Origin of the sequence: Serratia sp. AKBS12 (genome assembly GCF_024793895.1) — a bacterium.
GTDB lineage: Bacteria > Pseudomonadota > Gammaproteobacteria > Enterobacterales > Enterobacteriaceae > Serratia_F.
In genome coordinates this window covers 1,712,781-1,736,154 of sequence record NZ_JANUSB010000015.1, presented here as the reverse complement: position 1 = coordinate 1,736,154, position 23,374 = coordinate 1,712,781, and the positions used below count along the sequence as shown (strand labels likewise).

24 protein-coding genes are annotated in these 23,374 nt (G+C 54.5%); 9 read left to right on the top strand and 15 right to left on the bottom strand.

Going from position 1 to position 23,374, the window contains the following annotated elements:
- Positions 1-107 precede the first annotated feature (107 nt).
- Positions 108-506: a VOC family protein gene (locus NYE85_RS18045; RefSeq protein ID WP_259006087.1), complete on the top strand. Its 399-nt coding sequence runs from the start codon at positions 108-110 to the stop codon at positions 504-506.
- Between the two features lie 47 nt (positions 507-553).
- Here the strand turns inward: NYE85_RS18045 and NYE85_RS18040 are convergent, their stop codons facing one another.
- The 4 genes from NYE85_RS18040 to NYE85_RS18025 form a co-directional block, all read right to left on the bottom strand.
- Positions 554-2,104 carry a peptide MFS transporter gene (locus NYE85_RS18040; protein ID WP_259006086.1) on the bottom strand — a complete coding sequence of 517 codons (1,551 nt, stop codon included), beginning with the start codon at positions 2,102-2,104 and terminating at the stop codon, positions 554-556.
- A gap of 469 nt (positions 2,105-2,573) precedes the next feature.
- Positions 2,574-3,815, bottom strand: coding sequence for a multidrug efflux MFS transporter MdtG (mdtG, locus tag NYE85_RS18035; RefSeq protein WP_259006085.1), 1,242 nt, complete (start codon positions 3,813-3,815; stop codon positions 2,574-2,576).
- Positions 3,816-4,003: 188 nt separating this feature from the next.
- Positions 4,004-4,288, bottom strand: a complete 285-nt coding sequence (locus tag NYE85_RS18030; RefSeq protein ID WP_259006084.1) for a YciI family protein — start codon at positions 4,286-4,288, stop codon at positions 4,004-4,006.
- Positions 4,289-4,388: 100 nt separating this feature from the next.
- Entirely contained in the window at positions 4,389-5,309 is a 921-nt protein-coding gene (locus tag NYE85_RS18025) for a Kdo(2)-lipid IV(A) acyltransferase (protein WP_259006083.1), read from the bottom strand.
- Between the two features lie 282 nt (positions 5,310-5,591).
- On the opposite strand from NYE85_RS18025, the gene NYE85_RS18020 reads away from it, so the two are divergent.
- Positions 5,592-5,753 (top strand): histidine kinase, encoded by a 162-nt coding sequence (locus NYE85_RS18020; protein WP_259006082.1) that lies wholly within the window; start codon positions 5,592-5,594, stop codon positions 5,751-5,753.
- A 19-nt stretch (positions 5,754-5,772) separates the two neighbouring features.
- Here the strand turns inward: NYE85_RS18020 and NYE85_RS18015 are convergent, their stop codons facing one another.
- Positions 5,773-6,870, bottom strand: coding sequence for an NADH:flavin oxidoreductase/NADH oxidase (locus tag NYE85_RS18015; RefSeq protein ID WP_259006081.1), 1,098 nt, complete (start codon positions 6,868-6,870; stop codon positions 5,773-5,775).
- A gap of 207 nt (positions 6,871-7,077) precedes the next feature.
- On the opposite strand from NYE85_RS18015, the gene NYE85_RS18010 reads away from it, so the two are divergent.
- Positions 7,078-8,133, top strand: coding sequence for a rhodanese-related sulfurtransferase (locus NYE85_RS18010; RefSeq protein ID WP_259006080.1), 1,056 nt, complete (start codon positions 7,078-7,080; stop codon positions 8,131-8,133).
- 53 nt (positions 8,134-8,186) lie between these two features.
- Here NYE85_RS18010 and NYE85_RS18005 read toward each other — a convergent pair whose 3' ends face one another.
- Together NYE85_RS18005 and NYE85_RS18000 are read right to left on the bottom strand one after the other, a co-directional pair.
- The gene (locus NYE85_RS18005) at positions 8,187-8,765 is read right to left on the bottom strand and encodes a YceI family protein (RefSeq protein WP_259006079.1); all 579 of its coding nucleotides are present in this window, start codon (positions 8,763-8,765) and stop codon (positions 8,187-8,189) included.
- Positions 8,766-8,789: 24 nt separating this feature from the next.
- Positions 8,790-9,344, bottom strand: a complete 555-nt coding sequence (locus tag NYE85_RS18000) for a cytochrome b (protein ID WP_259006078.1) — start codon at positions 9,342-9,344, stop codon at positions 8,790-8,792.
- A 454-nt stretch (positions 9,345-9,798) separates the two neighbouring features.
- On the opposite strand from NYE85_RS18000, the gene NYE85_RS17995 reads away from it, so the two are divergent.
- Positions 9,799-10,860 (top strand): AI-2E family transporter, encoded by a 1,062-nt coding sequence (locus NYE85_RS17995; protein ID WP_259006077.1) that lies wholly within the window; start codon positions 9,799-9,801, stop codon positions 10,858-10,860.
- A gap of 10 nt (positions 10,861-10,870) precedes the next feature.
- Here NYE85_RS17995 and NYE85_RS17990 read toward each other — a convergent pair whose 3' ends face one another.
- The 6 genes from NYE85_RS17990 to pyrC form a co-directional block, all read right to left on the bottom strand.
- Complete coding sequence (locus tag NYE85_RS17990) at positions 10,871-11,494, bottom strand: LuxR C-terminal-related transcriptional regulator (RefSeq protein WP_259006076.1); 624 nt, start codon at positions 11,492-11,494, stop codon at positions 10,871-10,873.
- Between the two features lie 207 nt (positions 11,495-11,701).
- A complete protein-coding gene (gene solA / locus NYE85_RS17985; RefSeq protein ID WP_259006075.1) occupies positions 11,702-12,823 on the bottom strand; it encodes an N-methyl-L-tryptophan oxidase in 1,122 nt (373 codons plus the stop codon).
- 142 nt (positions 12,824-12,965) lie between these two features.
- A complete protein-coding gene (bssS, locus tag NYE85_RS17980) occupies positions 12,966-13,220 on the bottom strand; it encodes a biofilm formation regulator BssS (RefSeq protein WP_259006074.1) in 255 nt (84 codons plus the stop codon).
- A 214-nt stretch (positions 13,221-13,434) separates the two neighbouring features.
- Positions 13,435-13,719, bottom strand: a complete 285-nt coding sequence (locus NYE85_RS17975; protein WP_259006073.1) for a hypothetical protein — start codon at positions 13,717-13,719, stop codon at positions 13,435-13,437.
- A gap of 148 nt (positions 13,720-13,867) precedes the next feature.
- Positions 13,868-14,107: a DNA damage-inducible protein I gene (gene dinI, locus NYE85_RS17970; protein WP_039992209.1), complete on the bottom strand. Its 240-nt coding sequence runs from the start codon at positions 14,105-14,107 to the stop codon at positions 13,868-13,870.
- Positions 14,108-14,182: 75 nt separating this feature from the next.
- Entirely contained in the window at positions 14,183-15,232 is a 1,050-nt protein-coding gene (gene pyrC, locus NYE85_RS17965) for a dihydroorotase (RefSeq protein ID WP_259006072.1), read from the bottom strand.
- A 223-nt stretch (positions 15,233-15,455) separates the two neighbouring features.
- Here pyrC and NYE85_RS17960 point away from each other — a divergent pair, with 223 nt between their 5' ends.
- Entirely contained in the window at positions 15,456-15,743 is a 288-nt protein-coding gene (locus NYE85_RS17960; protein ID WP_259006071.1) for a putative quinol monooxygenase, read from the top strand.
- Between the two features lie 62 nt (positions 15,744-15,805).
- Here NYE85_RS17960 and rne read toward each other — a convergent pair whose 3' ends face one another.
- Complete coding sequence (gene rne, locus NYE85_RS17955) at positions 15,806-19,252, bottom strand: ribonuclease E (RefSeq protein WP_259006070.1); 3,447 nt, start codon at positions 19,250-19,252, stop codon at positions 15,806-15,808.
- A 678-nt stretch (positions 19,253-19,930) separates the two neighbouring features.
- On the opposite strand from rne, the gene rluC reads away from it, so the two are divergent.
- Positions 19,931-20,890 (top strand): 23S rRNA pseudouridine(955/2504/2580) synthase RluC, encoded by a 960-nt coding sequence (gene rluC / locus NYE85_RS17950; protein ID WP_004964280.1) that lies wholly within the window; start codon positions 19,931-19,933, stop codon positions 20,888-20,890.
- A gap of 9 nt (positions 20,891-20,899) precedes the next feature.
- Here the strand turns inward: rluC and NYE85_RS17945 are convergent, their stop codons facing one another.
- Positions 20,900-21,481: a nucleoside triphosphate pyrophosphatase gene (locus NYE85_RS17945; RefSeq protein ID WP_259006069.1), complete on the bottom strand. Its 582-nt coding sequence runs from the start codon at positions 21,479-21,481 to the stop codon at positions 20,900-20,902.
- Between the two features lie 141 nt (positions 21,482-21,622).
- On the opposite strand from NYE85_RS17945, the gene yceD reads away from it, so the two are divergent.
- From yceD to plsX, 3 genes are read left to right on the top strand one after another with little or no spacing between them, the layout of a single operon-like run.
- Positions 21,623-22,147: a 23S rRNA accumulation protein YceD gene (yceD, locus tag NYE85_RS17940; RefSeq protein WP_259006068.1), complete on the top strand. Its 525-nt coding sequence runs from the start codon at positions 21,623-21,625 to the stop codon at positions 22,145-22,147.
- A gap of 12 nt (positions 22,148-22,159) precedes the next feature.
- The gene (gene rpmF / locus NYE85_RS17935; RefSeq protein WP_004927778.1) at positions 22,160-22,327 is read left to right on the top strand and encodes a 50S ribosomal protein L32; all 168 of its coding nucleotides are present in this window, start codon (positions 22,160-22,162) and stop codon (positions 22,325-22,327) included.
- 11 nt (positions 22,328-22,338) lie between these two features.
- Positions 22,339-23,373 carry a phosphate acyltransferase PlsX gene (gene plsX, locus NYE85_RS17930; RefSeq protein ID WP_259006067.1) on the top strand — a complete coding sequence of 345 codons (1,035 nt, stop codon included), beginning with the start codon at positions 22,339-22,341 and terminating at the stop codon, positions 23,371-23,373.
- Position 23,374 lies beyond the last annotated feature (1 nt).

Below are 23,374 nucleotides of genomic sequence, written 5' to 3'. Positions count from 1 at the left end.
CTGAAGCGCATTTCTTGGCAGGAGGCAGACAGGGGATCACGGCTATGTTAGCTGGCGATGGCTGACCGCGTCAGGTTTGCCGACACCGAGTGACATGGGAGAGTAATATGACCACACATCATGCCGTGCTGCGCATTGCGCGGCCAACCGACCAGCTTGAGGCTATCGCCGATCTGTATTGCCAGGGACTGGGGTTTCGCCGGCTGGGTGAGTTTTTCGATCATCAGGGGTTTGACGGTATTATGGTCGGCCATCCGCAGCATGCCTATCACCTTGAGTTTACCCATCATCACGGCGTACGGGTGGGGCGAGCGCCGACGCAGGACAATTTGCTGGTGTTCTATCTGCCTGACGAGACGCTGTGGCGCGAGCGCTGTCAGCAGATGTTGGCCGCCGGCTTTCGTCAGGTCGTCGCGTACAATCCCTACTGGCAAGTCAATGGCGTCACCTTTGAGGATTTTGATGGTTATCGCGTAGTGCTGCAACAACGGCCATGGCAGGAATAAAAAAGCCGACGCGCGGGGCGTCGGCTGGCAGTGAAATGTATTGGCGATCAGTTGTCGGTCGCCAAGGTCTGCGGTTTTTTGCCTTGGGTATTTTCCAGCATACGGCGAATAGGGACGATCAACAGAATCAGTACCGCTGCGCAAATCAGCAGGGCGATGGAGCAACGGGCGAACAGGTTCGGCAGCATTTCCAGCTGGTCAGCCTTCACGTGACCGCCGATCAGGCCGGCGGCCAGGTTGCCCAGGGCGCTGGCACAGAACCACAGACCCATCATCTGGCCGCGCATTCTTTCCGGCGCCAGCAATGTCATGGTCGCCAGGCCTATCGGGCTCAGACACAGCTCACCGAGCGTCAGCATCAGAATGCTGCCCACCAGCCACAGCGGTGAAACGCCGGCACCGTCGTTGTTCAGCACGTGCTGTGCGGCCATCATCATCAGGCCGAAGCCTGCGGCGGCAAACAGAATGCCGATCACGAATTTGGTAATACTGCTCAGGCGTACCTTGTTGCGAGCCAGCGCCGGCCACAGCCAGCTGAACAGCGGTGCCAGCAGGATGATAAACAGGGCGTTGATAGACTGGAACCAGACCGCCGGGATTTCAAAGTTGCCGATGGTGCGATTGGTGTAATCGTTGGCGAACAGGTTGAACGAGGTTGGCTTCTGTTCAAACGCCGACCAGAAGAAGGCCGCCGAAATCAACAGGATAAAGCAAACCAGCAGCCGAGCGCGTTCTTTGCGGTTCAGGCCGGCGAACATGAATAGATAGACAAAATACAGCGTTACCGAGGCGGCGATAACGTAAACCAGCGCGCTGGCTACGGCTACCGGGTTCACCACCACGATGCCGTAGGCAATCAGCGCAACGATGGCGGCAACGGCAACGGCAATCACCGCCAGCCAGGCGCCAACGCCTTTTTTCTTCGCAACCGGGCTGTTCCAGGTCGAGTCCAGGCCTACTTCGCTGTCATAGCGTTTCATGGCCGGTACCGCGAAGGTACGGAAGATAACCAAGGCCACCAGCATGCCGATACCGCCGATGCCAAAGCCCCAATGCCAACCGTGGGAGCGAATCAGCCAGCCGGAAATCAACGGCGCAATAAATGAGCCCATATTGATGCCCATGTAGAACAGCGAAAAACCGCCGTCGCGGCGTGCATCGCCTTTTTTGTACAGCGTACCGACCATCACCGAAATGCAGGTCTTGAACAGGCCGGAACCCAGTACGATGAACATCAGGCCGATAAAGAACAGATTGTTGCCCATGATCGCCGACAGGGCGATCGACAGGTGACCAAGGGCGATCAGGATCGAACCGTACCACACCGCCTTTTGCTGACCGAGCCAGTTGTCCGCCAGCCAACCGCCGGGCAGCGCCGCCAGATACATGCTGCCGGCAAAAATGCCGACGATCGCCGACGCGTTTTCGCGTGCCAGACCCATACCGCCGTCATAGACCGTGGCAGCCATAAACAGAATCAGTAACGGTCGAATACCATAGAACGAGAAGCGCTCCCACATTTCGGTGAAGAACAGCGAACCGAGCGGATAGGGATGGCCGAAAAAGGTGCGGCTTTCAGTATTGTTAGAGGATTGCATAACTATTCCCAATGAAATGTGCCGCGGTGACACGGCTTATACTTGTGATATATGTGTTTTAAGGAAAGTAATCTGCATGAAGCGGATTACTCGACAAAACTCCAGCCGCAGTGCCTGATAACTATGGAAAGCAAGGCGGTCATTTCTTCACTTGGCCAAATGCTGCGCATTGGCGTGATATTATTTAACCATTTGATAACCTGATGCTGGTTTTGTCTAGCCCTTGTCTGACATTTATAAGATGAAAAGTCGACAAACGTCTAGTTTTTTGGTTTTTATGTTGGCTTGAGGAGAAATGCTATTGACAGCCGAATATGAGCATTTTTTTATTTAATTAAATATAAAACAATTGGTTATGTTTTTTATGGTCATGCTCTGTGGCTCGCGTGACGCCGCAGGTCGGGGCGGAATAAAGATAGGAAAATGGCGCTCATGGCGGAAAAAACGCCATCGGTGGTGATAATCAACGTTAAGGTTCTTGCTGGGAGCTGTCACCCTCAAGGCGCTGCGGGCGGCGGCGCTGTAGACACCACCACGAGTAAATCGCATTGAACAACACCACGGCGGCCGTTACGCAGAATACCGCCCTAAAGCCGTAACTGGCGGAAACTGCCGCGCCGAGCAATGGACCGGTGACGTTGCCGACGTCACGGAAGGATTGGTTATAACTGAAAATCCTGCCGGCGACCTGATTGGTGCAGTTATAGATCAGCAGGGTTTGTACTGCAGGCAGTAGAGCACCGTCCGCGGCGCCAAGCAAAAAGCGCAACACGCCGAGTTGCCACGGCGTCTGTACCAGCGCCATCGGGATCAGCAGCAATACCGAAAATATCAGCATGCAGACCAAAATGCGCTCCGGGCCGATTCTGTCGCCCAGCTTGCCCAGCCTTGGCGCGCTGAGCAGCGCGGCAACGCCCGGGACGGAAGCGATCAAACCGCTGACAAATGCCAGATTAGGAATATCCCCGGCCAGATCGCGCACATACAGCGTGAGGATCGGTGCTATCGATCCGCTGGCGACCTGAATAATCATCGTGGTAACGAACAGCGCCAGAATCAACCTGGGGTTTTTGAGTGAGGAAAAAACTTGCCGTGCATGTAGCATGTCTTTCTTTAACACCGGCGTGAACCGCTCTTTAACGAAAAACAGCGTCAGGATAAAGCACACCAACAGCACCGCTGCGGTAATGTAAAACACCGGTCGTAATCCGTAGCTGTCTGCCAGCAAACCGCCGATCAGCGGCCCGAGCAGTGCGCCGCTGACGCCGCCGGTCGATAGGGTGCCCAGCGCCCAACCGCTGCGGTTACGAGGCACCTGGGTGGCGATCAGCGCATTGGCGTTAGGGATGAATCCTCCCAACAGGCCCAACAGCGCGCGCAACGCCAAGAATTGCCAGATGTTCTGCGCCATACCCATCAGGACCATCACGATGGCCATACCCAGCGCCGATCGCAGCAGCATCAGTTTGCGCCCGCGGCGATCGGCCAGGTCGCCCCAAAACGGCGAGGCAATGGCAGAAAACAAAAAGGTGATACTGAATACCAGCCCTGACCACATATTCAACGCCTGGTGGCCTGTGACGCCGAGGGTTTCCACATATAGCGGCAGGAACGGCATGATCAGACTGAACGCGGCGCCAGTCAGAAAGCAGCCGAGCCAGGTGACGAACAGATTGCGTTTCCAGTTTATGGGTGCAGATGCAGGAGCCATACAATACCGCTAAAGAAGGTGTCAGGTTTTGCCGTGATGCATTGGCAAAGCAGAAAGTTAGCGTGGTAAGTATGCGCTGTAAAAACGTGGGCGGCAAATCAGCGATGGCAATAATGCAGGAAATGAAAAGAAGTTTTAAAATGCGCGACCGGGATGACGTGCCGCGCAGATCCTACGGCAGGGAACGGCTATAGGCCGTTCAGCGCGTCAAAGCCGCTGCCGGTAGTGGTGACCGCCATTTCGGTAACATCATAGTCCGCCACTGCGGTGAAAGGGTCTTGCGCGAGAATGTGCTCCAACTGGCTACGTTCCATGTTCTTGACCAGAATCACGCCGCCGGTGCGGGGGGTCTTGCGGCCTGCGGCGATGAAATCACCTTGCGCAAAGTATTTTTTCAACCAGATGATATGCCCGTCGAGCAGGCTGTCGACCTCTTCGATAGGGCGGTGGTAGGTCAGGCTGACAATGAACATAATGGCTCCGAAAACGCGAAAGTAGGCAAATAACATCACACCGTTATTACGGACGATCAAGAGGTTGTGATAAAAAAACCCGCCAGCGGCGGGTTTGCGATCAATACAGCGACGGTTCGCCTTCCGGGCGGGTTTTGAAGCGGCGATGCAGCCACATATATTGATCCGGCGCCATCAGGATCTCTTTTTCGACCACCTTGTTCATAAAGGCCGCGGCGTCCAGTTCGTTGTCCAACGGGAAGTTTTCCACCGCCGGTTGCATGATCAGCTCATAGCCTTTGCCATCCGGCAGGCGGCGTGGAGTAAACGGTATGATCGCCGGTTTGCCCATGCGCACCAACACGTAGCTGCCGGTGGTGGTAGCGGCCTTGTCGACGGCAAACAGCGGAGCGAACACGCTGCTGCGCGGGCCGTAGTCATGATCTGGTGCGTACCAGATGATATCGCCCTGTTTCAGCGCGCGGATCATGCCCTTGACGTCTTTACGATCCAGCATGGATTTGTTGGAGCGCATGCGGCCCCAGGTCTGTAGCCAATCCATTAGTTTATTGTCATGTGGGCGATAAACGCCAATACCCGGATTATGAATGCCAAAGATACGCGCGCCCAATTCCAGCGTCAGAAAATGCAATCCGATCAGCAACACCCCTTGCTGGTTATCGCGCGCTTTCTGTATATGCTCCAGCCCACTTACGGTAAACCAGCGTTCAATACGCCAGTTTGGCCAGAACCAGGCCATACCGGTTTCAAACAGCCCCATACCCACCGACTCAAAATTTTTCACCACTAAAGCTTCGCGTTCCGCTTGCGGCATGTCGGGGAAACATAACGTCAGATTGCGATCGGCGATTTCTACCCGACGTTTTAAAAAGCGCATGGAGAAGCGGCCCAAAGAGGTGCCCAACTGATAAATTACCGGGTAAGGCAGCAAAACCAGCAGGTATAACAGGCCAATGCCAAACCAGGTCAGCCAGTAACGAGGATGCAATAAAGATCGATTAAAAGAGGGAACTTGCGTCATGTGTTCTCAGCTTAGAAGCAGTCATTTAATAGTAAAAACAGATAATTAGCATGTTCATTCGCCCAAGGGACCTGTGGCACGCATTTCATTTTCTGCCGGTTATAGCGCTATATTGTGACAGTTTTTCGGCAGAACTGGAAAACCGACCGCATTAAATCATCATTTGCCCAGCTACGATCTTAACGGATCAATAGCCAGTTGCAGATTGTGTTGCCATAAAAAGGGCTGCGATGAAACATTCACTGCCAGTATCATAGCAGCATAAATATTCAGGAGTTAATTATGTTGTTTTCATGGTTAAGCGCGGGGTTGTTGATGGCGGGCGTACTGTTGGGCAGCCTGGCCGCCCATTGGCAATGGAACCCGCTGCTGGCGGTGGCTGGCGTGGTGCTATTGGCGGGCGTGGCGATCTCCGCATTTACCGAGCGTCAAGGTGGGCGCTGAACGGCGCCCACCCTGGTGATTAATCGTTTTTGAACAGCCCTTTGATCACATGTGGTTCACTACGCCAGTACTGTGGCGGCGCACTGACACGCTCGCCCAGCCTGGCTGCCGCATGCCATGGCCAACGAGGGTTATAAAGTATGCCACGCGCCAATGCCACCATATCGGCCTGTCCGCTGGCGATAATGGTCTCTGCCTGTTCCGGTTCGGTAATCAGGCCGACGGCGATGGTTGGCATGCCGACTTCGCGTTTGATGGTTGTTGCGAGCGGCACCTGATAGCCTGGCCCGACCGGGATTTTCTGCTGCGGTGATAAACCACCGCTGGAAACGTGAATATAATCGCATCCCAGTTCCTTCAGTTCTTTGGCCAAGATCACCGACTGTTGTTCATCCCAGCCGCCATCCACCCAGTCACTGGCAGAAATGCGTACGCCGACGGCTTTATTGGCCGCGAATACTGCGCGCACTTCACTGAAAATCTCCAGCAGCAGGCGCATGCGGTTTTGCAATGAGCCGCCATACTGGTCAGTGCGCTGATTAGCCAGCGGCGATAAAAACTGATGCAGCAGGTAACCATGCGCGCCGTGCAGTTCAATCAGCTCGAAACCCAACCGGTCGGCACGTTTTGCGGCTTCAACAAACTGCCGTTTAAGCGTTGCGATACGCTCCAGGCTCATGGCTTGCGGCGCTTCGTCATGAGGGTGGAATGGCACTTCGGAAGGCGCGATGGTTTGCCAGCCACCGCTGGACTGGCTGATTTGCGCGCCGCCGGCCCAGGGCACCGCGCAGGATGCTTTGCGTCCGGCGTGACCAAGCTGGATGCCCAGCGGCAGAGTGGCGTGTTTTTTCACCGCCTGTATCACCCTCGCCAGTGCCTGTTCGGTTTTATCGTCCCATAGGCCCAGATCGTCCGGTGAGATTCGCCCTTCCTCCGCCACTGCGGTTGCTTCAACAATCAGCAGTCCAGCGCCGGACATCGCCAAATGCCCCAGGTGCATGGTATGCCATTCACTGGCGCAGCCATGCTCGGCGGAATATTGGCACATCGGTGCGATGATGATGCGGTTGGGCAAGGTCAGTTTGCCGAGGGTAATCGGTTGGAATAGCTGGCTCATAATATCCTCGTGGTGCGTTATTAATGAATCGCGTGCTAATCACAGGCATATCCGGATTTGTGATATTCGTCAAGTTTTTGGCTTGGGGCGGCACCACGCCGTTAATGCTGTGTTACGTGCTGTTTTCGGGTATCATGTGCGCCGCGCGCGGGTGGTAGGCCGGCGCGCATGTTAATCAGTCACCTCCGAAAGACAGGAACGTACACCATGCCAGTGTTACATAACCGAATTTCTAATGAGGAACTGAAGGCGCGCATGCTGGCCGAAACCGAGCCGCGCACCACAGTTTCTTTTTATAAATACTTCACGCTCGACGATCCCAAGGCATTTCGCGACAGCCTGTATCTTCAGTTCGAAAAACTGAAGGTCTTCGGCCGTATTTATGTGGCGAAAGAGGGCATCAATGCGCAAATCAGCGTGCCACAGAGCAACTTTGAGGCTTTCAAAGCCTCGTTATTTGCCAGCCATCCGGCGTTGGATCAGGTGCGTCTGAACATTGCGCTGGAAGATGACGGTAAATCGTTCTGGGTATTGCGCCTGAAGGTGCGCGATCGCATCGTGGCCGACGGCATTGATGACGCCAGCTTCAATCCGGCTGACGTCGGTGAATACCTGAAGGCCGATCGGGTCAACGAAATGATCGACGATCCGGATACCCTGTTCGTCGATATGCGCAATCACTACGAATACGAAGTTGGTCATTTCGAAAACGCCATTGAAGTGCCTTCCGACACCTTCCGCGATCAGTTGCCGATGGCCGTCGACATGTTGCAGGACAATAAAGACAAAAAGATCGTCATGTACTGCACCGGCGGTATTCGCTGTGAAAAAGCCAGCGCCTATATGCGCCACAATGGCTTCAAGAACGTTTATCACGTGGAAGGCGGCATTATCGAATACGCGCGACGGGCAAAAGAACAGGGTCTGCCGTTGAAGTTTATCGGCAAGAATTTTGTGTTCGACGAGCGTATGGGCGAGCGCATTTCTGATGACGTGATTGCCCACTGCCACCAGTGCGGCGAGCCGTGTGATACTCACACCAACTGCAAGAATGACGGCTGTCATTTGCTGTTTATTCAGTGCCCGAGCTGTGCGACCAAGTTTGAAGGCTGTTGCAGTGAGATTTGCCGCGAAGAGCTTAAACTGCCGCGCGAAGAGCAGCGCGCACGCCGCGCCGGTCGTGAAAACGGCATCAAAATCTTTAATAAATCAAAAGGCTTGTTGCAGACGACCATGCATATTCCGGCACCGAAAGAGAAGTAACGCCGGTAAGGCAGCAGGGATAAAGGGGCGGCAGCGATGACCGCCCCTTTTGATTATTTCTCGCGTACGCCTTCTACCGAGATGATCAGCTCGACATCCTGCGACGCCGGGCCAAGATCGGTGGTAATGCCGAAGTCTTTCAGCTTGATCTTGCCGTTGGCTTCAAAACCGGCGCGGTAACCACCCCATGGGTCCTTGCCCTGGCCCAACAGTTTGGCGTCCAGCGTCACTGGCTTGGTCACGCCGTTCAGTGTCAGGTTGCCCACCACCGCATAGCCGTCACCGTTTTTCTTCACGTCGGTGGAGACAAACGTGGCCTGTTTGTTTTTCTCGACGTTAAGGAACTCGGCGCTGCGCAGGTGTTTGTCACGTTCGGCGTGATTGGTATCAACGCTGGCGGTATTGATGGTGACGTTCACTTTGTCCTTGGAAGGATCGTTCTCGTCGAAGGTGAAGCCACCGTCGAAGTCTTTGAAGCTGCCGTACAGCCAGCTATAACCCAGGTGCTGAATGCGGAATTCAATAAAGGCATGCTGCCCCTGCTTGTCAATCTTATAGTCGGCGGCCAGGGCGGAGCCGGCGCTCAGCAACAGTGCGCCGGCGGTCAGGCCCAATACGGTCTTTTTCAACATAACAATCTCCATAAATCCATGAGGTTAATCGGTGCTGCGACCCAGCATCCGTTTCAAAGTGACATCACCATCAACAAAGTGATGTTTAAGCGCGGCCAGAGCGTGTAGCACTGACAGTACGACCACGGCCCAGGCCAGATAAAGATGAACAGTACCGGCGGTGTCGGCCTGATTGGCCATACCGGTTGCCGTCGCTGGAACGTCGAACCAGCCGAATACGCTAACTGGCTGTCCGTCTGCGGTAGATATCAGGTAGCCGCTGATCAGAATGCTAAACAGGACCACATACAGCGCCAGGTGCGCCAATATTGCGCTGATGCGGGTGAAACGGCCGTAGCTGGCCAGCGGCTTGGGAGGAGGCGATATGAAGCGCCAAATCACCCGCACCACCATCACGCAAAATAGTATCACGCCGATACTTTTGTGAATTTCCGGTGCCTGGTGATACCAGGCGTCATAATAGCCCAGGGTGACCATCCATAGTCCGAGAGCAAACATGCCATACACGGTCAGCGCGACCAGCCAATGAAGCAAAATCGAAATATGACCAAAGCGGTCTGCGGTGTTTTTCCAGAGCATCGGACTTCCTTACTTTCCTTATGACCGGTTGCAATAATTAAACATTCAAAAACATAAAATCAATAATTAATTTATCTATGTTACTTCTTATTTATCTCAATCAAATAATTTGTTTTAATCTGGCTTAGTTGGTCAAAGATATCGTTTAACAGTATTGGGGGTTGGCGCCAGATTTTATGGTTGTTTATTGAATTATATAGATTTAATCTGGCCGTCGTGGTTTTTGTAAGCTTACGTAAAGATAATCGACATAATTGAGTAAAAACGACCGTTTTCAGGTGCCATCGTGCGGTAGAGAAAAACGCCAGCCACTTTTGATACCATAATTCATCAGTATTGGCGCTGTGTAAATCTGTTGTCCAGGTACGGTTTTTGCTCACGGTTTTTGCTAAAAATACGGGGCGTCAAAAGGCCGGTTTGGTCATCTGTCTTCAGGGATACCAAGGAAATCATAATGGGAAGAACTATCTTGACCGATCGCACGCTGCGCCTGGCGTTATTGCTGGCAATGATTGTGGTGATCCTGGCTGGCGTCAAAGCCGCTTCCGACATTGTCGTACCGTTCTTACTGGCGGTTTTTTTTGCTATCGTGCTTAACCCGCTGGTGGTGCTGCTTGAGCGTTGGCATATTCCACGCGCTCTGGGCGTCGCGCTATTGGTGGCAGCGGTGGTGGTGGTACTGGTGCTGTTTATCGGTATGCTGGGAGCTTCACTCAATGAATTTGCCCGCTCGTTGCCACAATATCGCGGCATGATGGCGGAGAAAATGCGTCAGCTGCAGTATTATGCCGACCGTTTCAATATCACCATTTCCCTTGAGGCCATTGCACATTATATCGATCCCGCGGCCGCGATGAATCTGGTGACGCGCTTGCTGAGTCACTTTTCCGGCGCGATGAGCAATATCTTTCTGTTGTTGATGACCGTGGTGTTTATGCTGTTTGAAGTGCCGCTGCTACCTTACAAACTGCAGCAGGCGCTGGATAAACCGCTTGAGGGCATTGCCAATATTCAGCGTGCGGTGCAAGGCGTCACCCATTATCTGGTGATTAAAACGGTTATCAGCCTGGCTACAGGGGTGATCGTCTGGATATTCCTGGCGTTACTGGAGGTGCGTTTCGCCTTTATCTGGGGCCTGCTGGCATTTTTATTAAACTATATTCCCAACATTGGTTCGGTGATCGCCGCTATTCCGCCGTTGATCCAGGCGTTGTTATTTAATGGTGTGGGCGATGCAGTGGCGGTGGCTGGCGGATTTGTACTGGTCAATATGGTGGTTGGCAATATGCTTGAGCCACGCGTGATGGGGCGCGGGCTGGGACTCTCGACGCTGGTTGTGTTCTTGTCGCTGATATTCTGGGGCTGGCTGATGGGGCCTGTCGGTATGCTGCTGTCGGTTCCGCTGACTATCATTGCGCGCATAGCGCTGGAAGCCAGCGATGGCGGACATCGGCTGGCGGTGATCCTCGGCGATGGCCGGGAACAACGCCAGCAGCAGGCTACGCCACCCGAGTGAGAAAATAGTCCTACACTGCCAACTGCGTGAGATAGGCGCCATGGAGCGGTGCGGCCGGTGGGTAAAAATAGCGCAGCACATTATATAACGAATAGAACTCCAGTCGGTTGCGAACGTGGATCTTTTCAGTGATATGGCGTTTATGCACATAAACGGTGTGTGAGCTGATCTGCAGTTTGCGCGCGATACGGTAGTTTGGCATTTCAGCCATCCAGAATCGCATGACGATCAGTTCTTGCGGGCTGAACAATGAATGCGTCCGATTTTCCTGCGGTATAACCGGCTCGTCACGCAAGGTGCGTAAGGCCGTGGACAAGATCGACTTGCTGAACAGAAACGCGTTATCGGCGATACGTATTGGGTTATCGCTGTAGGGATAGGGGGTATCCAGGTAAATGAACAGCGTGGCGTAATGACTGTCATCGATAAAGCGCTGTAGCTGGGCGTCAACCAGGTTATGCCGACAGTCGTTGGTCAGGTTCAGCAAGATGTGGGTGGGTTTGAAGCTGGCCAGCAGCGGGAGGGCAGATGCCAGGCCGCTAGCGCATTTTATACTGCTGAAAGCATTGGGGGTAAAATAGCCGGCAATCCCCAGGCAGGTGTAGCCGCATTCGTCCACGACAAGTAGTTTCATGGTGACATCCTTGTGATAAAGCAAAACATCGGGCATTACATCTGTAAAATAGGGGGAATGCCAGCGCTCTACAACTCGGAAATCCGGACTACAGTGCAAGCTTTTTCCGTGGCAAAGCAACCGCAGAACGTATAGCGGGTCGCAGGGGCCGACGAACGAGAGCGGGATCAGCCTGCGCCAGGGGGGCGCAGGCGACGATAAACCAAATCAGTGGTGATTGAAACGGCGCAGCGCAAACGGCGATATGTCGAACGGAATGGTTTTATCCTGGGCGTACAATGCGGCAATTTCGCCCAACACGCTGGCAAACTTGAAACCATGGCCACTCAACCCGCTAATAACCATCATATTCGCGCAATCGGGCACGGTATCGATAATGAAGTCTTCATCGGGGCTCATGTCGTAGGTGCAGGCTTTGCCATGCAGACAGACGCCTACGCCCGCTAAATGCTGGCGCAGGAAGTTGAATACTTCACTGCCGTCGCTGGCAATACTGCCAAAAGGCGTGCGCTGGGCGGGATCGTCGATCGGCTGGCCTCCCTCATGTTTGCCGACTTTCAAACCGTCGTTATCCGCCGGGAAACCATAATAATGACAGCCATCTTGCGCTTCCACCGTAAACGCCGGGAAGCGGTTGGTTTCACTATAACGGCCATCTGCCTGATGCCAGGAAAAGACTTTACGCAATGGCGTCACCGGTAGCTGCGGTAGCAATTTCTTCACCCAGGTGCCCGCTGCAACCACGGCCTTGCGCGCCTGGAAACGGCCTTCCGGCGTGGTAACTTCAACCCCGCCATCAATGGCCGCAACCGATGTCACCGCACAGTTAAACAGCTGGCTGCAGCCAGCGTCCTTGGCGAGTTTGATATATTGAGCTATCGCCAGTTCGGCGCGCAGGAAACCGGCATCGGGTTCAAACACCGCCACGTAGTTTTGCGGTACGCTGAATTCCGGCCAGCGTTGCTGGATCTCATCGGCGGTCAGCAATTGGCTATTGAGGCGGAAAGCGTGGGCGCTGTGGCGCGCGTTGGTGATAAATTCGGCATCGTGCGGGCCGATATTCAGCACGCCGCAGGCATGGAACAGCTGTTCACCGCTGGTCAGGGCCAGTCCGTTCCACAACGCCTGTGCGCGCAGCACCAACGGTACATACTTTTCACCCTCGCCATAGGCGTGGCGAATAATCCGCGTATCGCCGTGATGGCTACCGTTGCTGTGTGGCGGAATGGCACTGTCGATCATCAATACCTTTAATCCGGCCTGCGTTGCGTAATACCCCGCGGCGGCGCCTACCGAACCACTGCCCACCACGATCAAGTCATATTCCACGTCACCCTTCCTCTCTGTTGCGCGTTGCTTATCGCTTCATAATAAAAGGTTGCTCTTATCAATGCATCCGTTGTTGCGGCAACAGCCAAAGAAAAAGCGCCGGGCGTGTGCACCGGCGCTTTAGATGAGAGTGGTGAATGCATTAGTGTTTTTTACGATCAATGTCCTGGTAATCCGTCGATTCGATTTTGGCGATGCCGGCCTCTAGAATGTTAATAAGTTGTCGGGCGACATCGGTGGTCAGCCAAAGCGTTCTGTCTACTTGGGCTTCTTCGGGCGTTTGGTCTAGTGAAGACAGGTAATGAAGGCGTATCATCATGGCGTCATAGACGTCGACAGTACTGATATCCCAACCAACAAGCGGGTGCGTCTGAATTACTTCATCATTTCTGTCCATAAAGACCCCTTATTGAGTAGTAACTAGCATGAGTAACTAACGAGGATCGATGCGGCTCATCATCATGAGGAGCATTTACAGTATACGCATCCCATCTGTAGGGTGTGGCTTTTCCTGCGTTTTTTTGTAAAAAAATGCTCGTTTGCGCAAAAAAAAGCGAAAGTGCGGTGGGCGGCGTAGCGCGATTTGACTGCAATGCCAGCTGACGCAGAGCTCAGGGAGCTTCTTCTGGCGGTAGGGTGGTCGGCGGCTGGACGTGTTTTTCCAGTTCGGCTGCCAGGTGGGCGAAGTGCTTTTGCGTTTCGCTATCTCGATTCTGATTTTGTGATTCGAGTTTTAAACTATGAATCAACAGCTGGTTGGCTTTGGTGTCCAGACCAAACGCCAGATAGGAGAATGCCACTTCCAGCGCGCTCAAACGGCGTTTTTGATCGGCTATCAATGCCAACAGTTCGCCGAAGGTCATCGCTTCTTCGGGTTTTTCTTTGTCCGGGGCCATGCAACACACTCCTGTTAAACGTCACCAGATACCATGTTTAATTACAGTTCAGATATCAGGTTTATTCCAGCCGACTGGCGGGATTTGTGGCGTGGCGCAGAGACAAAAAAGCCGGAGAGCGACCCCCGGCAAAAACAGCATTGCAGTGTTATTCTGCGGTGAACCAATCGTCCGCGCTTTCCCAGGTTTCCTGTAGAATTTCGGCGATCAGATCCTTGTCCGTTTTGACGCCACCGAGCACGGAGAGCCCGTTGGCGCCGGCATATCTCACCTGTACCACTGCGTCCGGGAACTGTCGGTTTAGCCGTTTGCCCAATTCACCGCTCAAGGCTTCAATCGCCCCTGGCGGCAGCGGTCTGGTTTTATCTATGGTTACTTCAACACGCATCATTGCCCCCGAAGTCATTTACTGTGTATTTATACAGTCAATATCCTGCGGGAGCAAGAGGGCATGATAAAAAAATCAGCAGGCAGTGACTGACCAGTTAATGCTTTCCCCGGCGAGGAATGGCACGATGGATTCGTTGCCTAATGCAATCTCTTCCGGCTGGGTTATTGTCACACGCTGTAGTTCGATAAAATCTTCGTTGACCGGCAAACCATAGAAGCGCGGGCCGTTCAGTGAACAGAAGGCTTCCAGGTGCTGTAGCGCGCCAAGTTGCTCAAACACCGTGGCATAGGCCGGCATGGCGCTTGGGGCGTTGAACACGCCGGCACAGCCGCAGCTCGACTCTTTACGATGCTTGGCATGTGGCGCGGAATCGGTGCCCAAGAAGAAGCGATCCGAACCGCTGGCTACGGCATTGCGCAGCGCTTCCTGGTGAATGTTGCGCTTTAGAATTGGCAGGCAGAACAGATGGGGGCGAATGCCACCTACCAGCATATGGTTACGGTTGAACATCAGGTGTTGCGGGGTAATGGTCGCACCAAGGAAACGATTGCCTTCTTGCACGTACTGAGCGGCTTCTTTGGTAGTGATATGCTCGAAAACAATTTTCAGTTCCGGGAAGTTGTGGCGAATCGGTTCCATGACGCTGTCAATGAAGCGTGCTTCACGGTCAAAAATATCGACGCCAGCATCGGTCACTTCGCCGTGAATCAACAGCGGCATACCAATCTTCTGCATTTGCTCCAGCAGCGGGTAGATGCCTTTCACATCGCTGACGCCATGGTTGGAGTTGGTGGTGGCATTGGCCGGATACAGCTTGGCGGCGGTGAACACGCCTTGGGCAAACCCATCGACCAGTACCGAGGCGTTCAGTGAATCGGTCAGGTAACAGGTCATCAATGGGGTGAAGTTATGGCCCTGCGGTACGGCTGCCAAAATACGTTCGCGGTAGTGTTGCGCAGCTGCAATTGTGGTAATCGGCGGCGCCAGATTCGGCATCACAATCGCCCGGCCAAATACCTGACTGGTATAGGGCAGAACCGTTTTCAGCATGTCATCGTCACGCAGGTGGATATGCCAGTCGTCAGGGCGGCGAATTTTCAGGGCTTGAGGGTGTGCGGTCATGTTGCAAAACTCCGGCGGTCAGAAATACGTCAGGTAAAAGCGAATAATGAGGATGTTATTCACGCCGGGGTGTAAGGATAAGCGGAAAGCGGCTGCGATGCATCTGTTTGTTCATCGCAAGTTGAAAACAATCGGCTAACAGGCGCATAGTAATGATGTTCCAACTGTTTTTGCCAACGGTGTGGTTGGCTATCAAGTTATTAAGTAACAATGGGAGATTGAAATGGAAGTTCGTGTGATCGCTACCCTGCAAGCGAAGAGTGAATTTATTGATGCAGTAAATGATGCGGTGCATCAGATCGTCGAGGCCAGCCGCCAGGAACAGGGTAATTTGCAGTACGATCTGCACCGGGATCTGGACAAGCCGGGCACCTTTGTCTTCTTTGAACGCTGGGCTAGCGCCGATGCACTGGAAAAACACAATGCCACTGCGCACTTCAAGCAGTTCGTCGGTCAGATTGATGGCAAACTCGAGTTGCTGGATATCAAGCGAGTGGCGAAAATTGCCTGAGATATGGGCCGCAAGCGATAAAAAACCCGCAGATTGCGGGTTTTTTTATCACTTGGATTAACTTAGTCGTTAATCGGTTGCGGTTTGGTGGCTGGTGCCGTAGCCGTGGTGGCTGCGGCATGCCCACCGGCAGAGCCTTTACCTTCGAAGTTGAAGGCAGGGCGGTGCCAGTCGCTTTGCTTCGGTGCTTCTGGCTGATAAGCCGGCGCTGGTGCCTTGGTCATTGGAGCACTGGCGATATGCTTGTACAGCGTAGCGCCTTGCGTTTCGTTAACCACCACCGGAGCGGCTGCGACAACAGGTTCGGCAACCGCAGCCGCTTCAACTGTCACATCCTCCGGTTGGGCAACCACCGGTTCGCTCACCGGTTGCGGTGCGGGTTCAACCGCCGCTTCAACCGCGGTGTCGGTAACGGTTTTATCCGTCGCCTCTTCTGCCGGAGCGGCCGCTGCGGTTTCAACCACCGGGGCCATCTCAGTCTCAGCCACTGGTGCAGGCTGAGCGTCGTCAGATTCGATGAGCTCTGGCGCTGCGGCCGGTACGCTATCTTCAGCGTTGGTTTCTGCCTCTTTAACCGGGGTCTCAGCGGTTTCCGCCACGTCTTCGGCCAGTTGGCTATTGATTACCGGTTCGTCAGTTGCCGGTTCGTCAGCAGTCTGAACCGGTGCCGATGGCGTCGGTTCGGTTTCAACGGCTGGTTGAACAGGCGTGGCCTGAACTTGCTCGCTTGCGTCGGTCAACAACGGAGCAGCAACGCTGGCTGCGGCTACGGCTTCGGTTGTCATGACGTTTTCAGCGGCAATATCGGTCGCTTCGGCAGCGACTTCGGCTTCTTCTACCGCTGGAGCCGCTTGTGTGACAGGGTAACTTACCCATACTTTACCAGAGGCCATTTCTGGTGAGACGAAAGCGCCCGCCAGCGGCATTGGCGACTGGGTTGGGTAGCGTTCGTCACGGTAACGGCGACGACGCTGGCCACTGACGCGCAGATGGCGTGGTGAGCGGCGTGAACGACGCGGCATACCGTTTTCACCATTGCGGGCCTCACCCTGTACATCATCTTCAGGGGAGGTGGCGACGGCTTCCGGCAGCAGTTTGACGCCGTCTTCCGCAGTCGAGGCTTGCTTCACTGCTTCGGTTTTCGCCGCCGGCATTTTGGGTGCCAACAGTTCTTCCGCCGCGCTCTGCAGTTCTTCTTCGGCAGACTGAATGCGGACACGTTGCGACAACTGACGACGTTGACGGCGCTGTGCCGGCTGCTGATGACGATCGTCTTGATCTTCATCGGCTGCTGCTGCCACAGGTGCTTCAACGCTTTCCAGCGCCTTCACTTCCTGCTGAGCCTGACGTTTTTCTTCCTGACGGCGACGTTGGCGTTCGGCACGCTGTTCACGGCGTTGCTGCTGTTCTTCACGCTGCGCCTTGGCGGCTTCTTCCGACTGAGCTTCGGCGGCAACCGGCGCGTTTTGCGCTGCGTTGCGACGGTTACGGCGCTGCTCGTCACGGGACTCGCGAGGTTCGCGTGCTTCGCGATTATCGCGGCCTTCACCACGTTCTCTACGTTCGCCACGTTCTGGACGCTCACCGCGATCGCTACGTTCACCACGCTCGTTACGGTCACCGCGTTCGTTACGGTCACCACGTTCGCCGCGATCTTTGCGGCCGGCGCCTTGACGGCGTTGGCCACGACGATCCTGACGACGGTTTTCGCTGTTTTCAGCTTTCGGCGTTTCAGCCGGCTTTTCTTCTACCGCCGGTTGTTCATCCGCCGCGAACAGTGCTTTCAGACCACCGAACAGACGACCCAGCAGGCCTGGCTTGGCAGCAGCCGGCGCCGTTGATTTGGCGACCGCGACAGGTTTGGCCACTGCCACGGTTTCTTGCGCCGGCGGTGGGGCATCGGCAGCCAGAGAGAAGGAGGCCAGCGCCGGTTGTTCTGGACGTTTGCGCTCCATTGGCGCATCTTCCAGCGGCTGTGCCATCTCTTCTTCGTGCAGTTTCGGCAGCAGGTAGCTCAGGGTTGGGGTTTCTTCGCCTTTGCGCACGCGCAATACCGAATAATGTGGCGTTTGCATCTGATCGTTTGGCACGATGATGGCTTTGACGCCGCCCTGACGCTTTTCAATGGCGCTGACGGACTCACGCTTTTCGTTCAGCAGGTAAGATGCCACCTGGACCGGCACGATAGCATGAACTTCTTTGGTGTTTTCCTTCAGCGCTTCTTCTTCGATCAGGCGCAGAATAGAGAGTGCCAACGATTCGTTGTCACGCACGGTACCGGTGCCGTTACAGCGCGGGCAGACGTGATGGCTGGATTCGCCAAGCGATGGGCTGAGGCGTTGACGGGACATCTCAAGCAGGCCAAAGCGGGAGATGCGGCCGATCTGGATACGTGCACGGTCCTGACGGACGGCGTCGCGCAGACGGTTTTCCACTTCACGCTGGTGGCGTACCGGGGTCATGTCAATAAAGTCGATAACGATCAGGCCACCGAGGTCACGCAAGCGCAACTGGCGAGCGATTTCATCAGCCGCTTCCAGGTTGGTATTGAAAGCGGTTTCTTCAATATCGCCACCGCGGGTTGCACGTGCGGAGTTGATATCGATGGCGGTCAGTGCTTCGGTGGTATCGATAACAATCGACCCGCCGGAAGGCAGACGCACTTCACGCTGGAAGGCGGACTCAATTTGCGATTCAATCTGGTAATGGCTGAACAGGGGGATTTCACCACTGTAAAGTTTGATTTTGCTGCTGAAATCAGGACGGCCCAGCGCGGCAATGTGCTCTTTCGCCAGGTCGAGAATTTTCGGGTTGTCGATCAGGATTTCGCCGATGTCCGGGCGCAGATAATCGCGGAATGCACGCACGATAACGTTGCTTTCCTGATGGATCAGGAAGGGAGCCGGGCGACCTTCGGCGGCTTTCTTGATGGCATCCCAGTGCTTCAGGCGGAATGACAGATCCCATTGCAGCGCTTCGGCAGATTTGCCGACGCCCGCAGTGCGGACAATCAGACCCATGCCGTCGGGTAATTGCAGCGAGGACAACGCCTCTTTCAGTTCGGTGCGGTCATCACCTTCGATACGGCGAGAAATACCGCCGGCTCGCGGGTTGTTCGGCATCAACACCAGGTAACTGCCTGCCAGGCTGATGAAGGTGGTCAAGGCGGCGCCTTTGTTACCACGTTCTTCTTTATCAACCTGTACGATCACTTCCTGGCCTTCGCGCAGCACATCTTTGATGTTAGGACGGCCATGAGAGGAATAATTGCTAGGGAAGTATTCGCGGGCGATTTCTTTAAGGGGGAGGAAACCATGTCGTTCTGCGCCGTAATCTACGAACGCGGCTTCAAGACTTGGTTCAATGCGGGTGATTTTGCCTTTGTAAATATTCGCCTTTTTCTGTTCATGACCTGGGCTTTCAATGTCCAAATCATACAGCCGCTGTCCATCTACTAGGGCAACACGCAACTCTTCCTGCTGAGTCGCGTTAATCAACATTCTTTTCATCTTAACTTACTCGTTATTTTTTACATTATCGACAGAGCTGCGGGCAAAAATATCCGTCATACTTCAGGCAGTTTCTGCATTGACGGCGCTTTCTCATCCCCGTCGCACCGGTGTCGATGCGCCTGGAGACTCGTTTAGTTGCCGCCTTTATGCAACCTGAATTATTAAGGGTATAACCTCATGGCCGGGTTAAACCGAAAGCCCCGTGTCTTCTCGCAAAGCCGTCAACCTCACGGTTGTCGCCTGCATAGGGGCGCATTATCTCGGTAAGCCTGCGTTTCTTTGTGAAAGCAGCGCTTTTGAGTCAGGGAATAGTCTCTGATTTACGTCGACAGATCTGATTCCATTTTACCGGCCAAGCTGCAACCCGCAGCCCGCTAATTGTTTGATTTCACATTACGTCTTACGCCATTGCTGCGTTTTTGTGCAACCAGACAAACTTTATAATTCCGCAATTTCCCTTGTTATAACGAGAATCAAGGCGGAAAGTGACCTCATTATTCCACTGCTGATACCGTTATAGCAAGGTGACTTTTTCTTAACTGCGGAAGAAATCGCAAACGATCAAACCGGCTTGCTGCCTTATTGTTCGCCACGATCAATTCCACCGTCAAAGTGACAGTTAAGCACATAAAAAGAGGTGGCGCTATTTACGCGCTGTATTTAGAATCTCGCCCCATGAAAACGAACAATCCCGCAGTACAACTGATCACGATTTCTGACGATGAAGCGGGTCAGCGAATCGACAACTTTCTCCTTGCTCGTCTGAAAGGCGTGCCGAAGAGTATGATTTACCGCATCGTGCGCAAGGGCGAGGTGCGGGTGAACAAAGGCCGCATCAAGGCGGAATACAAGCTGGCAGCCGGCGACGTGGTTCGTGTGCCACCGGTGCGGGTAGCCGAACGCGAAGAGGCGCCGGTGTCCGCCAAACTGGATAAAGTGGCGGCGCTGGCCAATTGCATCCTGTACGAAGACGACCATCTGTTACTGCTGAACAAACCCTCCGGCACAGCCGTGCACGGCGGCAGCGGCTTGAGCTTCGGCGTCATCGAAGGGTTGCGTGCCCTGCGACCGGAAGCGCGCTTTCTGGAGCTGGTGCACCGGCTGGATCGCGATACCTCCGGCGTATTGCTGGTGGCGAAGAAGCGCTCGGCGCTGCGTTCGCTGCATGAGCAACTGCGGCTGAAGGGCATGCAAAAGGATTATCTGGCGTTGGTACGCGGTCAGTGGCAATCGCATTGCAAAGCGGTGCAGGCGCCGTTGCTGAAGAACATTCTGCAAAGCGGTGAGCGCATAGTGCGCGTCAGCAGCGAAGGTAAACCGTCGGAAACCCGCTTTAAGGTGGAAGAGCGGTTTGAACATGCCACCTTGGTGAAGGCCAGCCCGATTACCGGTCGCACCCATCAGATACGCGTTCATACTCTGCATGCCGGTCATCCCATTGCCTTTGACGATCGTTATGGCGATCGCGAGTTCGACCGGCAGTTGGCCGGCACCGGCCTCAAGCGTCTATTCCTGCATGCGGCGGCGTTGCGTTTTGAGCATCCCGGCACCGGCGAAACGCTACGTATCGAAGCGCCGATGGATGACGAACTGCGTCATTGCCTGCAAGTGCTGCGCAAGCAGGCACAGAAGTAACCATCAAGCTTATCCCAGCGGGTTGAGTCCTTCGGCCCGCAGCATCTCCAGCAGTGCGATCAGCGGCAGACCGACCAGCGTGTTCGGGTCTCGGCCTTCCAACCGGTCAAACAAGGCAATGCCTAATCCTTCGCTTTTAAAGCTGCCGGCGCAGTTGAGCGGCTGCTCGCGTTGCACGTAAGTGGCGATTTCCGCCTCTGCGAGCGTACGGAAATGGACATGAAACGGTTCGCATAACGCCTGCAGATGCCCACTGCGACTGTTGTACAGTGCCAGACCGGTATAAAAGGTGACGCGCTTGCCGCTGGCCTGACGCAATTGCGCACGAGCATTGTCTTCGCTGTGTGGCTTGCCGCTAATGCGGCCATCCAGTACGCACACCTGATCGGAACCGATGATCAAATGGTCCGGGTAGGCGGACGACAACGCCTGTGCCTTAGCCGCGGCCAGGCGCAGCACCAGTGCTTCGGCGCTTTCGCCTGCCAACGGGCTTTCATCAACCTGCGGCGCGGCGCATATAAAAGGCAGTTGCAGCTTCTCCAGCAGCAGTTTGCGGTAGGGGGAAGTTGAGGCTAACAGTAATCTCTGCATAAATTTTTTCGTAAACCATAGCGTATTTGGTAGCGGCATCTTAAACTGTCGGCCGCTGTGGAAGCGAATATTGGTGAAAGGTGCCGTTTTACGGCCTTTTTCTTTGACTCTACGTCGTTACAAAGTTAATATGCGCGCCCTATGCAAAAGGTAAAATTACCCTTGACCATTGATGCGGTACGTACCGCTCAGAAACGCCTGGACTATGTTGGTGTCTATGCGCCTGAGCAGGTTACACGTGTTGCCGACTCCGTGGTCAGTGTGGATAGTGATGTTCAGGTATCGTTGTCGTTTGATATTGACAACCAACGCCTGGCGGTGATTACAGGGCAAGCGGACGTCGCGGTAACGCTGATGTGCCAGCGCTGTGGAGTCCCGTTTGAACATCACGTTCACACAACGTATTGTTTTAGCCCGGTCGTCAATGATGAGCAGGCTGAGGCATTACCGGAAGCGTACGAACCGATCGAAGTTGACGAATTTGGCGAAGTCGATCTGTTGGCAATGATTGAAGATGAAATTATTCTTTCGCTGCCAGTCGTTCCGGTACATGAATCTGAACACTGTGAAGTGTCCGAAGCGGACATGGTATTTGGCAAACTGCCTGAAGAGGCGGAGAAACCGAATCCGTTTGCCGTATTAGCCAGTTTAAAGAAAAGTAATTGAGGAGTAAGGTCCATGGCCGTACAACAGAACAAACCAACCCGTTCCAAGCGTGGCATGCGTCGTTCACACGATGCGCTGACCACGACTACTTTGTCTGTAGACAAAGTATCCGGTGAAACTCACCGTCGTCACCACATCACTGCCGACGGTTTCTACCGCGGTCGCAAGGTTATCGGCTAAGTAGCGGTACCTTGACTCGTCTAACCCTGGCGTTAGATGCAATGGGCGGGGACTTCGGTCCCTGCGTCACAGTGCCTGCTTCATTGCAGGCACTGGCCTCTAATTTACAGCTTCATCTCCTGCTGGTCGGCGATCCCGACGCCATCTCCCCCTTACTTGCCAAAGCCGATCCGATTCTTTTGGAACGTCTGCAAGTCGTGCCCGCCGAGTCAGTCATTGCCGGCGACGCCAAGCCTTCACAAGCGATACGCGCCAGCCGCGGCACCTCCATGCGCATCGCGCTGGAGCTGATTAAGCAGGGCGAGGCGCAGGCGTGTGTCAGTGCGGGCAATACCGGAGCGCTGATGGGGTTGGCCAAGATGTTGATCAAGCCGCTGGACGGCATCGAACGGCCGGCGTTGATGACGGTCATTCCCAACCAGCAGCGCAGCAAGACGGTGGTGCTGGATCTGGGCGCCAACGTGGAGTGCGACAGCACCATGCTGGTGCAGTTCGCCGTGATGGGCGCCGTAATGGCGGAAGAAGTGGTAGGCATAGCGCAACCGCGCGTGGCGCTGCTGAACATCGGCGAAGAAGAGACCAAAGGTCTGGATAATATCCGCGAAGCGGCCGCTGTTTTAAGAAAAACTTCGACAATCAACTATATTGGTTATCTGGAAGGAAACGATCTGCTCACCGGTAAAACCGATGTCATGGTCTGCGACGGCTTTGTTGGCAACGTCACGCTGAAGACGATGGAAGGTGTGATAAGGCTGTTTTTATCTTTGCTGAAATCCTCCGGCGACGGCGGTAAGCAGGCGTGGTGGTTGAAATTGTTGGGCCGTTGGTTACAAAAAAGAGTGACCAGGCGTTTCGGTCACTTGAACCCCGACCAGTATAATGGTGCATGTCTGTTAGGATTGCGGGGCACCGTAATCAAGAGCCACGGCGCGGCGAACCAACGTGCGTTCGCGGTCGCCATCGAACAGGCTGTGCAGGCGGTGCAGCGGCAAGTCCCTGACAGGATTGCGGCGCGCCTTGAGGCTGTATTACCCAAGAGTGACTGAT